At 61.8% G+C, this 14,015-nt stretch carries 11 protein-coding genes; 9 read left to right on the top strand and 2 right to left on the bottom strand.

Annotation, left to right across the window (positions count from 1 at the left end; genetic code table 11):
• Position 1: 1 nt before the first annotated feature.
• Complete coding sequence (locus DBR47_RS00625) at positions 2 to 439, top strand: phage GP46 family protein (protein ID WP_124446072.1); 438 nt, start codon at positions 2 to 4, stop codon at positions 437 to 439.
• Positions 440 to 1,492: a baseplate J/gp47 family protein gene (locus DBR47_RS00620; RefSeq protein ID WP_124446071.1), complete on the top strand. Its 1,053-nt coding sequence runs from the start codon at positions 440 to 442 to the stop codon at positions 1,490 to 1,492.
• Between the two features lie 477 nt (positions 1,493 to 1,969).
• Here DBR47_RS00620 and DBR47_RS00615 read toward each other — a convergent pair whose 3' ends face one another.
• Positions 1,970 to 2,539, bottom strand: coding sequence for a hypothetical protein (locus DBR47_RS00615; protein ID WP_197046790.1), 570 nt, complete (start codon positions 2,537 to 2,539; stop codon positions 1,970 to 1,972).
• Between the two features lie 631 nt (positions 2,540 to 3,170).
• Here DBR47_RS00615 and DBR47_RS00610 point away from each other — a divergent pair.
• The 6 genes from DBR47_RS00610 to DBR47_RS25315 all read left to right on the top strand — a co-directional run bounded on the left by DBR47_RS00610 (position 3,171) and on the right by DBR47_RS25315 (position 9,559).
• A complete protein-coding gene (locus DBR47_RS00610; protein WP_124446069.1) occupies positions 3,171 to 3,731 on the top strand; it encodes a hypothetical protein in 561 nt (186 codons plus the stop codon).
• On the top strand, positions 3,728 to 4,111 hold the full coding sequence (locus DBR47_RS00605; protein WP_124446068.1) for a tail fiber assembly protein: 384 nt from the start codon (positions 3,728 to 3,730) through the stop codon (positions 4,109 to 4,111). Before DBR47_RS00610 ends, DBR47_RS00605 begins: the two co-directional genes overlap by 4 nt.
• Before the next feature lie 5 nt (positions 4,112 to 4,116).
• Positions 4,117 to 4,827, top strand: coding sequence for a YmfQ family protein (locus DBR47_RS00600; RefSeq protein ID WP_124446067.1), 711 nt, complete (start codon positions 4,117 to 4,119; stop codon positions 4,825 to 4,827).
• A 30-nt stretch (positions 4,828 to 4,857) separates the two neighbouring features.
• Complete coding sequence (locus DBR47_RS00595; RefSeq protein ID WP_124446066.1) at positions 4,858 to 5,553, top strand: phage tail protein; 696 nt, start codon at positions 4,858 to 4,860, stop codon at positions 5,551 to 5,553.
• 52 nt (positions 5,554 to 5,605) lie between these two features.
• Positions 5,606 to 7,711, top strand: a complete 2,106-nt coding sequence (locus tag DBR47_RS00590; protein ID WP_124446065.1) for a TonB-dependent receptor — start codon at positions 5,606 to 5,608, stop codon at positions 7,709 to 7,711.
• A gap of 315 nt (positions 7,712 to 8,026) precedes the next feature.
• On the top strand, positions 8,027 to 9,559 hold the full coding sequence (locus DBR47_RS25315; protein WP_305037007.1) for a methyl-accepting chemotaxis protein: 1,533 nt from the start codon (positions 8,027 to 8,029) through the stop codon (positions 9,557 to 9,559).
• An 83-nt stretch (positions 9,560 to 9,642) separates the two neighbouring features.
• On the opposite strand, the gene DBR47_RS00580 is transcribed toward DBR47_RS25315, so the two are convergent.
• On the bottom strand, positions 9,643 to 11,130 hold the full coding sequence (locus DBR47_RS00580; RefSeq protein WP_124446063.1) for an NAD-dependent succinate-semialdehyde dehydrogenase: 1,488 nt from the start codon (positions 11,128 to 11,130) through the stop codon (positions 9,643 to 9,645).
• Between the two features lie 206 nt (positions 11,131 to 11,336).
• On the opposite strand from DBR47_RS00580, the gene alaS reads away from it, so the two are divergent.
• Positions 11,337 to 13,976: an alanine--tRNA ligase gene (gene alaS, locus DBR47_RS00575; RefSeq protein WP_124446062.1), complete on the top strand. Its 2,640-nt coding sequence runs from the start codon at positions 11,337 to 11,339 to the stop codon at positions 13,974 to 13,976.
• The last annotated feature ends 39 nt before the right edge of the window (positions 13,977 to 14,015 follow it).

Here is a 14,015-nt window from a genome sequence, read left to right as displayed (position 1 = left end):
GATGAGTGATATCCGAACAGCCTGGCGCGACTTTGGCGGCGAGTGGCAGGTCTCAGGGCCATCGCTGGCTGACGACGATGGGCTGCAGACCGCTGTGGTGCTGAGCTTGTTTACTGATCGCGTGGCTGCTGCCGGTGAGACCGCGCAGACTAGCTGGCGCGGCTGGTGGGGTGACGCTTACCCCGAGGTGGAGGGCGACAAGATCGGCTCCCGGCTGTGGGAGCTGGCGCGCGAGAAACGCTTGCCGTCAGTTTTGGGCCGGGCCGAGCTGTATGCGCGTGAAGCCTTGCAGTGGTTGGTTGATGACGGTATCGCTTCAGACGTCGATGTGAGCGCTGAGCTGCTGGGAACTGTGGTTCTGGGTCTGTCGATCAGCATCAAACGGAGTACCAAGCCCGTTGTGCAATTTCGTTTTGAATCGTTTTGGAAGGGGCAATAAATGCCATTTGCACGACCAACACTGCCCGACTTGATCGCGCGCGCATCAGCGGATATTGAGGCGGCTTTGCCGGGCACTGACGCCCGACTGCGGCGCAGCAACCTGGCGGTGCTAAGCCGGATGCATGCGGGCGCGCTTCACGGCGTGTATGGCTATTTGGACTGGCTGGCTGCCCAGTTGATGGTGGATACCGCTGAGACTGTGTTCTTGGATCGCTATGCGGGCATCTGGGGCGTTTTTCGGGTGCCTGCTAGCTTTGCTACCGGGACAGTATCGATTACAGGAACCAGCGGCGTTGTAGTGCCTTCTGGCGTTGTTTTGCAGCGTAGCGATGGGGCACAGTACGCCAGCACTGCCGACGTGACTGTTGTGGGCGGTGTGGCGTTGATTCCAGTCGCGGCCGTGGTGGCCGGTGCGGATGGGAACGGCGATGCGGGCACGCAGATGGGGTTTGTGCAGCCCGTAGGCGGTGTAGCCAGCGCGGGTGTCGTGGCTGCTGGTGGACTGGTTCAAGGCGCTGATCGGGAGCAGGACGAAGCCCTGCGCCAACGCATCTTGCAACGCATCCAGCAGCCGCCGATGGGCGGTAGCAAGTCTGACTATGTGGCCTGGGCTTTGCAGGTGCCCGGCGTGACGCGTGCCTGGTGCTACCCGCTGGAGAACGGGCCTGGCACGGTGGTGCTCCGATTTGTTCGTGACGGCGATGAGTCGTTGATCCCTGATGCGAGCGAGGTGGATGCCGTGCAGGCCTACGTTGACGACTTGCGGCCGGTGTGCGCGCAAGTGAGTGTGCAGGCGCCTGTGGCCGTGCCGCTGAATATGACCATCACGCTCACGCCGAACACTGCGGCGGTACGCGCAGCTGTAACAGCAGAGCTGGCTGATGTGTTGCAGCGCGAGGCCTTGCCGGGTGGAACGATTTTACTGAGCCACTTACGCGAGGCGATCAGCGTGGCGGCGGGTGAGTCCAACAATGTGTTGGTGACACCTACAAATGATGTGGTGTATGGCGCGGGCCAAATGCCGGTGCTTGGCGTGATTACCTGGAGCTGATGCGATGACGGCTGTTCGACGACTGACCGAAGGGCAAGGGCTGCAGCTGGTTGAAGATGCGGTTCAGCAGCGTCTGACGGCAAGCGTTCGGCGCGACGTGGTTGCCTACCTGAGTGACCTGCTGGATGGGGCGCGGCCTGACCGGGCTGCAGGATCGGTTGCGTTCAACCCGCTGATGAACTATCCGGCAGGCACTGTTGGGGCGCGGATCAAATCCATCATCACCGGCATTGGGGAAGGCCAGCCCTGGGCTGACGTCAATGCCCTACTGCTTGATCTGCAGGGGCTCTTGGGCGAGAGCGTGCTGACGAATGAACTTCTTGCTCGCATTGCCTTGGTTGACGATCCGGCGACTGGGTTGGTGACGAAAGTCTCGGATCTTCAAGAGGTCTTTGGGACGACAACCTCTGCAGCTCAGTCGGCTATCGACGCGGCCAATGCTCAGGCGGCGGCGGCCAGCAGCCAGGCAGCAGCTCTTCAAGCTGCCAATGAAGCTTCTGTTCGAGCTGGCGAGGCCCTTGAAAGCAAAACTTCCGCTGCCAATAGCGCCACGACAGCGACGACCGCTGCGGGCAACGCAACGGTTTCAGCTGATGCTGCTGCGACTTCTGCAACCAGTGCGAATGGCTCAGCTGCTACGGCGACCAACAAGGCCACCGTTGCGACTTCAGCCGCCACGTCAGCAGCGAACTCGGCCAGCGCAGCATCCTCATCCGAGACGAGCGCGGCGAGTTCAGCGACGAGTGCGGGAACCTCGGCGGCTGCAGCCAACAGCAGCAAGTTGGCCGCCTCGACGTCCGCCTCCAATGCATCGCTCTCAGCGGACTCTGCGGCCAGCTCGGCGACTAGTGCGAGTGGGTCTGCATCAACCGCAACCACCAAAGCGACTTTGGCTGCGAACAGCGCTACTGCAGCGGGTAACTCAGCAACGGCTGCCGCTTCCTCGCAATCAAGTGCTGCGACGTCTGCGACTGCGGCCGCGACCTCTGCCACTGCGGCCAACAGCAGCAAGCTGTCAGCCGAGACGGCCGCTAGCAATGCGAGCACCTCGGCTTCACAGGCTGCGACTTCAGCTACGAGTGCGAGTGGCTCAGCATCGACTGCGACGACAAAGGCGGATCTAGCTGCATCGTCGGCTAGCGCTGCTCAAGGAAGTGCGACGGCCGCAGCGAGTTCAGCAAGCGTTGCTTCAACGAAAGCTGGGGAGGCGTCAAGCTCCGCCACGTCGGCGAGTACTTCTGCGAACACGGCAACCACAAAGGCTGGGGAGGCGCTCAGCTATCGCAATGATGCTGCGACCAGCGCGTCAAACGCCTCTAGTTCGGCTTCTTCTGCGTCGACTGCGGCTGGGGCGGCGGCGACCTCATCTTCAGCTGCCGCAGGTAGTGCTACGGCCGCTTCTGGCTATGCATCGACTGCGTCAACCAAGGCTGGTGAAGCTGCAAATTCTGCTTCAGCAGCGGCTACCTACTACAGCAACACGGTGGCCGCGACAGGGACTTTGAGCGGGCAGGTTTCCGCGCTGTCGACAGTCGTAGCCGGGCCGGGTGGCGTGACCTCTCAGTTTGTTCTGAAGACTGTCGCTACGCGGTCAGACGGCCGGTCAATCTTCGGTGCAATGGGTCTTGCATCAACTGCCCCTAACGATTCATCCGGTGGAAGCTCTGAAGTCCTGCTGATGGCTGATCGGATTGTGTTCGTGGCTAGCAGCCAGCCGGATGCGCCACCCGTCAACATGATGGTTCTTGGGACTGTGAATGGTGTCGCTACGCTGGTTGTTCCGGCCTCGCGAATTGGTGACCTTGCTGTCAACACTTTCCATATTGCAAATAACGCTGTGACAGTGCCTCTTGGCGCATCACTTTCCTCGGACTGGGTGATTCCTAGTTCGAGTGGTGAGTACACCTTGCTCAATGCGGGTTACATCGATACCGGCGGGGCTCCTCTTTTCGTGCTTTTCAACTGTGCATGTCAGACGGTTGGCGACTCGATGTTCAGCTCCGACTTCACGATCCGGGTCAAGGTGAACGGCACCGTTGTTGCGCAGGCTATCGCAACAGCGGCGCCCTCGGTCTACTTGCAAATTCCCGTCAGTGTTAGTCGGTATGTGCCTTCGCCTGGAGGTGGGCCGCTCAACGTTGTCGTGACGGTGCAGGGATCTGGCAATGGTGGCTCATTCACCGCCTTTGCAAATCAACGCGGTGGCACTTCCATGTTGGTGATCGGAACGAAGAAATGAAGACCTATGCACTTGTGCGCCCGGACGGCGTTGTTCAACAGTTCATTGAGTCATGCGACGAAGAGTTGCCAGCGACTTTGGATGGGCTGGAGGTGGTTGAGTACGAAGGCAAGATTAGGCACGGTTTGATGTACTCGGAAGGCGCCTTTTTTTCTCCTGAAGCATTGCCTTCGGCTCCGATTTCAGACGAGGTATTGGCATTGCGAGTGAGGGCTCAACGGAGTGCGGCAATTGCGGCATCGGACTGGACTCAACTACCTGACAACGCGTTGACTGCTGCTCAAAAAAGTGCATGGGCTAATTACAGGCAAGCCCTTCGTGATCTTCCGCAGCAAAGTGGGTTCCCTCATGTCGCCTTTCCGGCAGCTCCTAGTTTCTGAATATCGTGCGCGAGTATGACTATCTTTATGTCACCAGCGAGAGCGGGTTGCCGCTCATGTGGGGCTCTGCATACCTGATCTGGGAAACAAACATGCTGCAGCAACTGCGTGATCAATTTGGGCTGGTGCGACATTCGCAGGCCGAGTTCCAGGAGGCCTTGGCTGCGCTTCTTCCAAGTGGGTTAGCGTGGCCCCGCGAGGCCGAGTCGGTGTTGATGCGGTTCTTGGGTGGACTTGCCGCTGAGTTTGAGCGGCTGGACGCCCGCGCGGCTTTGCTGCTCGCTGAAACTGATCCGGCCAGTACGGCAGAAATGCTGCCGGATTGGGAGCGTGTAGTTGGGCTGCCCGATCCTTGTGTGACTACCTCTCAGACTGTTGCTGAGCGGCGCCTGGCGCTTGAGGGGCGATTGACTGCGGTGGGCGGTCAGTCTCGGCGCTTCTTCATTGAGTTGGCTTCGAGGCTTGGCTACACCATCACCATCGACGAGTTCAAGTCAGCTGCAGCTGCAGCTGCTGCGGGCATTGTGTTCACAGGTGATGAGTGGGCGCATATCTGGCGGGTCAATGTGCCGACGACTGTTGCTGTGACTCCATTTCGGGCTGGAGCCGGTGCTGCCGGTGAACCTTTGCGCGTGTGGAGTAACGAGGTGATCGAGTGCCAATTCAATCGCTATAAGCCAGCCCATACGCGGGTTTTGTTTGCCTATCACGCCTGAACTTGCAGGCCCTTTGAACGGAGTTTGACCATGCATCGAATTGACGGCCCAGCGGCAGTACCTGGCGGCCATTTCACTGAAGGCGACCCGAATGTTGGAACGCCTGCGACAGTGGTTACTGCCGCGTTCTTGAATGCGGTTCAAGATGAGATTTGCAACGTTATCGAAGCCACTGGCACTGGGCTGAGTAAGCCGTCTAACGATCAGCTTTTGAAGGCGATTCAAAGCCTGCTTGCAGCGTCGATCCCCGCAGGGTTGATTTCAGCCTTTGGTACTGCAACGGCCCCAAGTGGCTGGCTGGTTTGTGATGGGTCCGTCGTTAGCAAGGCCGTCTATCCTGCCTTGTTCAACGCCATTGGGCGTGCTTGGGGGGCTGGTGACGGCGTGAACACCTTTGCGCTGCCTGACCTGCGCGGCGAGTTCTTGCGTGGCGTTGATGCCGGGCGTGGGGTGGATGCGGGCCGGTCCCTGGCTTCAACTCAACTCGGTCAAGTCCAGCAGCACAAGCACATCATGCCGTGGGGCGAGCATGGTTACGGCGGCTTCAGTACGTTTGGTGCGACGAACACTCAGCACCACCAAGGCTCCAGTTCGACCGATGATGACAACTATTGGGGTCACACGAATGACGGCGGTGACTACGATGGACAGGTCAATCCGGCTGGAGTGGTTGGTAATGAAACACGGCCGCGCAACGTTGCTGTGCTGTACTGCATCAAGATTTAATCCGCCAGATGGTTTGCTGCCTCAATTCAACTGACGTGATGCCTCAAACCAATTGGCGCTTTACACCTACGCAGGCTTCTCGCCCACCGCCCTGTCGCTGAGCTCCTACTGGTGGACCCAGAAGAAGACGATTCAGACCGTCGTCGGCCAATGGTTCGCGGACTGGACCCCGGACTTCTCCACCGAGTTCAAGCTGTCCAAGCGCGACTACGACAGCGTGCCCAAGAACAATATCGATCTGCCCCAGATCCAATTGGTCTATCCCTCGGACGCGACCTACAAGTCGGACCGCACCCTGTTCTTCGGAACCGAAAACAGCCGCCAGTTCAACATCCTGCGTACCAAGACCTGGGACGGCTACTTCGCCGGCACCTGGAATCTGGACGACCATGAGTTGAAGTTCGGTGCTGACTACAGCAGCAACGACACCTACAACGCCTTCTTGCAAAACACCAAGGGCAACTACAGCTTCCGCGGCACCGACCCTGCCGCCCTGTGGAAGGCCGGCATCCCCACCAGCTATGCCGTCCAATTGCCCCTGGCAGGCAAGACCCTGGATGACGGTGTGGCCCAGTGGAAGCTCAACAATGTGGGCTTGTTCGTGCAGGACACCTGGACCGTCAATCGCAACCTGACCTTGACCGCAGGTCTGCGCCTGGACCGTGCAAGCACGCCCGACGCCCCGATCTACAACGCCAAGGCGCAGGCCGCATTTGGCTACGACAACAGCCAGACCATTGACGGCCAAACCCTGGTGCAGCCGCGCTTTGGCTTCAACTATGCCTTCAAGGGCCTGGATCAGAAGAAGGCACAGCTGCGTGGCGGCTTCGGCTTGTTCCAAGGCTCGGCGGCCAATGTGTGGTTGTCCAACCCCTACTCGAACTCGGGTGTAGCGACCGCCACCTTCAACTGCGGCCCTACGACCACGCCTTGCTCCTCGATTCAGTACACCAACGATGTGAACAATCAGCCCCAAGTGGCGGGTCAGCCCCCAGCGTTGAACGTCGACATCCTGTCGCCTGGATTGAAGCAGCCTTCGGTCTGGAAGTTCAACCTGGGCCTGGACACCGAACTGCCTTGGGCTGGTTTGGTCGCGGGTGTGGACCTCTTGTCCACCAAGACCAAGGACGGCATTTACTACCGTCACCTGAACCTGGGCGCACCCGTCAATACTGCACCTGACGGTCGCGAGATGTACTACAACGCCGCGGGCCAAAACGTGAACTGCTGGGTCAATGGCGACTCCACCGCCACCAGCGGTTGCGGCGCGCAGACCAAGAACAATCGCGACAAAAACTTCGGCAATGTGCTGCTCGCCGAGCGCACCAGCCAAGGTGGCGGCAATGCCCTGACCCTGCAGCTTTCGCAGCAGAACCAAGGCTGGTCCTGGTCTACCGCTTACACCCGCACGGCCGCCAAGGAAGTCAGCCCCCTGACCTCCTCGACCTCTAGCTCCAACTACGGCAACCGCGCGGTCTTCAACCCCAACGAAGACATCAACGCCACCTCGGCCACACTGATTCAAGACCGCATCACCGCGGCCGTGAACTGGTCCAAGGCCTGGGTGGGCAAGTACAAGACGACCGTCGGCGTCGTTTATGAAGGCCGCACCGGCAAGCCCTATAGCTGGACCTTCAAGAACGATATGAACGGTGACGGCTACGCAGGCAACGACCTGATGTACATCCCCACCGCTCCCGGTTCGGGCGAAGTGATCTTCCGCGGCACCAAGGCCAGCGGCATGAGCGCCCAGGCTGCCGAGGACTTGTTCTGGCAAGTGGTGAACAGCAACTCCGACCTGAGCGCCGCCAAGGGTGGCGTGGTCGGCCGCAATACGGCTCGGTCCAAGTTTGCCAATAACTTCGACCTGCGCCTGAGCCAAGACGTGCCTGGATTCACCGCCAACCACAAGGGTTCCATCACGCTGGACATCCTGAACTTTGGCAATCTGCTGAACAAGAACTGGGGCCGCATCGACGAGATCGGCTTCAACCCCGGTGGTGGCAATGGCGGCAACCGTCGCGGTTTCGTCAACTTCGCCGGCATCCAGAACGGCAAGTACGTCTACAGCGTGGTCGGCCCGGACGACTATGAAACCCGCCAGAACAAGGGCGAGTCGCAGTGGGCCATCCAAGTCACGGCCAAGTACGAGTTCTAAGCCTCAGGGTTCGGGAAATATCAAGGCAGGCTCAGCCTGCCCCTCTCAAAAGGGCACTTCGGTGCCCTTTTTTTCGTTCCACGGTTCACTAGCAAGACCTGACCCCATCCAAGACACTAATCAACCAAACCGACGCATCCAGGCGACAGCTCGCAGCGGCCGCGTGACTTTTTGAAGTCTGCAAGCGAGCTTTCGCGCATGGAAACCATTCGCCTTGATCTAAGCCAAGTCAGACGCAGACCCGATCTTTACCCTCTGCCCTTTTCTCCCCTCGTCAAACAAGAAAAGGAGAAGTCGCAAATGGGCTTCCGATCGATGAAGATTTCCACCCGCCTGAGCCTTGGCTTCGCCGCCATGAGTGTGCTGATGTTGCTGCTCGGCAGCCTGGCCTGGAGCCGCTTGAGTGAGATCGACGCGCAGTTCCGCCTGACCATGCAGGAGCGCTACCCCACGGTGAAGTTGCTGCTCTCCGTCAAGGAGGCCAATGGCCAGGTCGCCCGGGCCATGCGCGATCTGATCATCCTGAATGACAAGGCCGAGATCGAGACCCAGCTGGCGCAAATCGCCGACATCTCCAAGACCACCGTCAGCACGCTGGACAAGCTCAGCAAGGTGCTGGACGACGCCGAAGGCCAGCGCGGCATGGCTCGTCTGAACCAAGCCCGGGGCGAGTACCGCCTGCAACGCGACAAGGTCGCCAAGGCCGTTCTATCCGGCGATATGGAGGCGGCCAAGACCCTGCTGCTGCGCGATATGCGGCCCAAGCATCTGGCCTATATGGCGGCGGTGGACGCCTTGGTCGAGCGCAGCGAAGCCCAGATGGCGCGCGACGGCCAACTGGCCAGTGAGGACGTCGGCCAAGCCAAGCTGCAGATCGCACTGCTGGTGGGTCTGGCCCTATTGCTGGGCAGCTCCGCCAGCTGGTGGTTGGTGCGTTCCATCACCGGCCCCCTGTCCGAGGCGGTCCGTGTGGCCAGCGGTGTGGCCGCGGGTGACCTGGCCATGCGAATCAGCCCCAGAGGCAGCGACGAAACTGCCCAGCTGCTGGGCGCCATGCAAGAGATGCAGAGCCGCCTGGCCGCCATCGTGCAAGACGTGCGCGAGAACGCCGAGGGCGTGGCCACCGCCTCGGCACAGATCTCCTCGGGCAATAGCGATCTGTCCCTGCGCACCGAGAAGCAGGCCTCGGCACTGGAGCAAACCGCCGCATCCATGACCCAGCTGGGCAGCACCGTGCGCGGCAATGCCGACAGCGCCGGCGAGGCCAATCAGCTGGCTCAGCAAGCCTCGCAGATTGCGCAGCAAGGCGGCGCGGCCGTGGGCCAGGTGGTCAACACCATGCGCGAGATCAGTGAGAGCTCGCGCAAGATCTCCGACATCATCGGCGTGATCGACGGCATTGCCTTCCAGACCAATATCCTGGCCCTCAATGCCGCGGTGGAAGCTGCCCGCGCCGGTGAGCAGGGCCGTGGCTTTGCGGTGGTGGCCAGCGAGGTGCGCACCCTGGCCGGCCGCTCGGCCGAAGCGGCCAAGGAAATCAAGAGCTTGATCGGTGCCAGCGTGGACCGGGTAGAACTGGGCTGCGCCCAGGTGGACGGCGCAGGCGCCACCATTCAGGAGGTGGTCAACTCCATCCGCCGCGTCACCGACATCATGGGCGAGATCAGCGCAGCCAGCCAGGAGCAAAGCACCGGCGTCACCCAAGTCGGCCGCGCCGTGGCGCATATGGACCGGGCCACGCAGGAAAACGCCGCCCTGGTCGAGCAATCGGCCGCCGCAGCCGAAAGCCTCAAGCTGCAGGCCCAGCAGTTGGTCGACTCGGTGTCGGTGTTCAAGCTGGCGTCCTGACCGGCATCGGCCCCAGGCGATGAAAAAAGGGCAGCCTCGGCTGCCCTTGCACATTGCGGCGACGCGCGCCGCGCTCGCCAGTCTTATTTCTGGATATCGCCCAGGCAGAGGTATTTGATCTCCACATAGTCGTCCATGCCCTGGTGTGCGCCCTCGCGGCCCAGGCCGCTTTGCTTGACGCCGCCAAACGGCACCTCGGCCGTGGCGATCAGGCCGGTGTTGACGCCCACCATGCCGTACTCCAGCGCCTCGCCGACGCGGAAGATGCGGCCGATATCGCGGCTGTAGAAATAGCTGGCCAGGCCGAACTCGGTGTTATTGGCCAGGGCGATGGCCTCGGCCTCGGTCTGGAACTTGAACACAGGGGCCAAGGGGCCGAAGGTCTCCTCGCGCGAGCAGAGCATGGCCGGCGTCACATCGGCCAGCAGGGTCGGCTCGAAGTACTGCTCACCCAGCTCGGTGGCCGCCTTGCCGCCCACCAGCAGGCGCGCGCCCAGGGCCAGGGCGTCGTCCACATGGGACTGCACCTTGGCCATGGCTTGCGCGTCGATCAGCGGGCCCACATTCACACCCGACTCAAAACCATTGCCCAGCTTGAGTGCGCCGACTCTCAAGGTCAGCTTCTCCAAGAAGGCCTCATACACACCGGCCTGCACATAGAGGCGGTTGGCACACACACAGGTCTGGCCGGCGTTGCGGTATTTGCTGGCGATGGCGCCCTCCACCGCGCTGTCCAGATCGGCATCGTCGAAGACGATGAAGGGCGCATTGCCGCCCAGCTCCAGCGAAAGCTTTTTGACCGTGCCCGCGCACTGGCGCATCAGAATGCGGCCCACCTCGGTGGAGCCGGTGAAGGAGAGATGGCGCACCACATCGCTATCGCACAGCACATGGCCGATGGCGATGGAGTTGTCGGCATCCGCCGTCAACACATTCAACACACCGGCCGGCATGCCGGCACGCTGAGCCAATTCGGCCACGGCCAGCGCGCACAGCGGCGTGGCCTCGGCCGGTTTGATCACCACGGTGCAGCCAGCCGCCAGGGCCGGCGCCACCTTGCGGGTGATCATGGCAATGGGGAAGTTCCAGGGCGTGATGGCCGCGCAAACGCCCATGGGCTGCTTGATGACCAGATAGCGCTTGTTGTTGTCTGTCGTGGGGATGGTCTCGCCGTAGACCCGCTTGCCCTCCTCGGCAAACCAGTCGATGAAGCTGGCGCCATACGCCACCTCGCCACGCGCCTCGGCCAGGGGCTTGCCCTGCTCGGCCGTCATGATGCGGGCCAGGTCCTCGGCATGTTTGTGCAGCAGCTGCGACCAACGCATCAGGATGGCGGCACGTTCCTTGGCCGTCTTGCTGCGCCAAGGGCCCCAGGCATTGTTGGCGGCGGCAATCGCCGCGTCCGCCTCGCTAGCCCCCAGATTGGCCACATCGGCCAGATGCGCGCCGGTGCCGGGGTCGGTGACGGCGAATTGGCTGGCGCCGCTCACCCATTCACCGTTGATCAGGGCCTGGGTTCGCAAAAGGCTGGCGTCGTCGAGGGCGGCCAGAGGGGAAGTCTTGCTATTCATGCTGGAGTCTCCGAGGTTTGCGCAACAAGCACCGCAGCGCTGTTGGACGCAACACTCTACCCGAGGCGGGCAGCCCCGGCTGTCACAGGCTTGTCAGCCCTGGGCCGCCCTATAATTCAGCACTGAAGAAGTAGCAAGAACTGACGCGGGCCCGGCCCGCGTTTTTTGCGCCACGCCCCCGCGCCTAAGCCGAAAGCAGCCCAAGAATGAAAGCAGCAGACATCCGCCAGACCTTTCTGAAGTTCTTTGAATCCAAAGGGCATCAAATCGTCGCGTCCAGCCCCGTCGTCCCCGGTGACGACCCCACGCTGCTGTTCACCAACGCGGGCATGAACCAGTTCAAGGACGTATTCCTGGGCTTTGACAAGCGCGCCTACAGCCGTGCCACCACCAGCCAGAAGTGCATCCGCGCCGGCGGCAAGCACAACGACCTGGACAACGTCGGCTACACCGCCCGCCACCACACCTTCTTCGAGATGCTGGGCAACTTCTCGTTTGGTGACTACTTCAAGCACGATGCGATTCAGTACGCCTGGGAATTGCTGACCCAACACTTTCACCTGCCCGCCGAAAAGCTGTGGGTGACGGTCTATGCCGAAGACGACGAGGCTTACGAGATCTGGAACAAGGTCGTCGGCGTGCCTGCCGAGCGCATCGTGCGCATCGGTGACAACAAGGGCGGACGCTATATGTCCGACAACTTCTGGATGATGGGTGACACCGGCCCCTGTGGCCCCTGCACAGAGATCTTCTACGACCATGGCCCCGATGTGGCCGGCGGCCCTCCGGGCAGCGCCAATGAGGACGGCGACCGCTATATCGAGATCTGGAACAACGTCTTCATGCAGTTCAATCGCACGGAAGATGGTGTGATGCACCGCCTTCCGAAGCCCTCGGTGGACACCGGCATGGGCCTGGAGCGCCTGGCCGCCGTGCTGCAGCATGTGCACTCGAACTACGAGATCGATACCTTCGTCGCCCTGCTGGCTGCAGCCAAGGCAGCCGTTGACGGCTCGGGTGCGCAAGACTGCGACAAAGACAGCGCTTCGCTCAAGGTCATCGCCGACCACATCCGCGCCTGCAGCTTCACCGTCGTGGATGGCGTCATCCCCGGCAATGAAGGTCGCGGTTATGTGCTGCGCCGCATCGCCCGCCGCGCCATCCGCCACGGCTACAAGCTGGGCGCTCGCACCCCCTTCTTCCACAAGATCGTGGCCGAGCTGGTGAACCAGATGGGCGACGCCTACCCCGAGCTGCGCCAGGCCCAAGCCCGCGTGACCGAGGTGCTCAAGCAAGAAGAAGAACGCTTCTTCCAGACCATTGCCAATGGCATGGAAATCCTGGACGCGGCCCTGGCCGAGATGGCCAAGACCGGCAACACCGTCTTCGACGGCGAGACGGCCTTCAAGCTGCATGACACCTATGGCTTCCCCGTCGACCTGACCGCCGACGTCTGCCGCGAACGCGATGTGACGGTGGACCAAGCCGGCTTCGACGCCGCCATGACACGCCAGCGCGAGCAAGCCCGCGCCGCCGGCAAGTTCAAGATGGCCCAGGGCCTGGAATACAGCGGTGCACCCACCGCCTTCCACGGCTATGAGCATCTGGTCTGCGAGACCTCCAAGGTCACCGCCGTCTACGTGGACGGCGCCTTGGTCGAGCAAGCCAATGCCGGTGATGATGCCGTCGTCGTCTTGGACCACACACCCTTCTACGCCGAAAGCGGCGGTCAGGCGGGAGACAGCGGCGAACTGCGCAATGCCACCAGCCGCTTTGCCGTGGAAGACACGATCAAGATCCAGGCCGATGTGTTCGGCCACCACGGCCGCGTGCTCGAAGGTGGCATCAAGGTCGGCGACAGCTTTGCCGCCCGCGTCAACGCCGAGAACCGCATCAAGACCGTGCGCAATCACAGCGCCACCCATTTGATGCACAAGGCCTTGCGCGAGGTGCTGGGCGCCCATGTGCAGCAAAAGGGCTCGCTGGTGAATGCCGAGCGCACCCGCTTCGACTTCGCCCACAACGCCCCCGTCACGGCCGAGCAGATTGCCAAGGTCGAGGCCATCGTGAACGCTGAAGTGTTGGCCAACGCTGCGGCCAAGGCCGAGGTGATGAATCTGGACGACGCGCAAAAGAGCGGCGCCATGATGCTGTTCGGAGAGAAGTACGGCGAGACCGTGCGCGTGCTGAGCATCGGCTCCTCCAAGGAACTCTGCGGTGGCACCCACGTCAAGGCAACGGGCGATATCGGCCTCTTCAAGATCGTGGCCGAGAGCGGCGTGGCCGCTGGCATCCGCCGCATCGAAGCCATCACCGGTGACAACGCCCTAGCCTATCTGCAAAAGCTGGAGAACACCGTCTCCGCCGTGGCTGGCACGCTCAAGGCCACGCCGGCCGAGTTGGAGCAGCGGGTGCACGCGGTCTTGGATCAGCTCAAGGCCCTGGAGAAGGAACTCAGCGCCGCCAAGAGCAAACTGGCCTCGGCCCAGGGCGATGAGCTGCTGGCTCAGGCCGTGGACGTGAATGGCATCAAGGTGCTGGCCGCCGTCTTGAGCGGTGCCGACGCCAAGACCCTGCGCGAGACCATGGACAAGCTCAAGGACAAGCTCAAGACCGCCGCCATCGTGCTGGCCGCCGTGGACGGCGACAAGGTGCAACTGGCCGCTGGCGTCACAGCCGACAGCACGGCCAAGGTCAAGGCCGGCGAGTTGGTCAACTTCGTCGCCTTGCAAGTGGGCGGCAAGGGCGGCGGCAAGCCCGATCTGGCCATGGCCGGCGGCAATAACCCGGCAGCCTTGGCAACAGCGCTGGCGGGCGTACAGGCCTGGGTGGCCGAACGCCTATAACTCTTTATTCAATCTGACACCGACAAGGGCTCTCGCAAC

Origin of the sequence: Paucibacter sp. KBW04, from assembly GCF_003852425.1 — a bacterium.
Taxonomy (GTDB): Bacteria; Pseudomonadota; Gammaproteobacteria; order Burkholderiales; family Burkholderiaceae_C; genus Paucibacter_A.
This window is presented reverse-complemented; position numbering and strand designations above follow the sequence as displayed.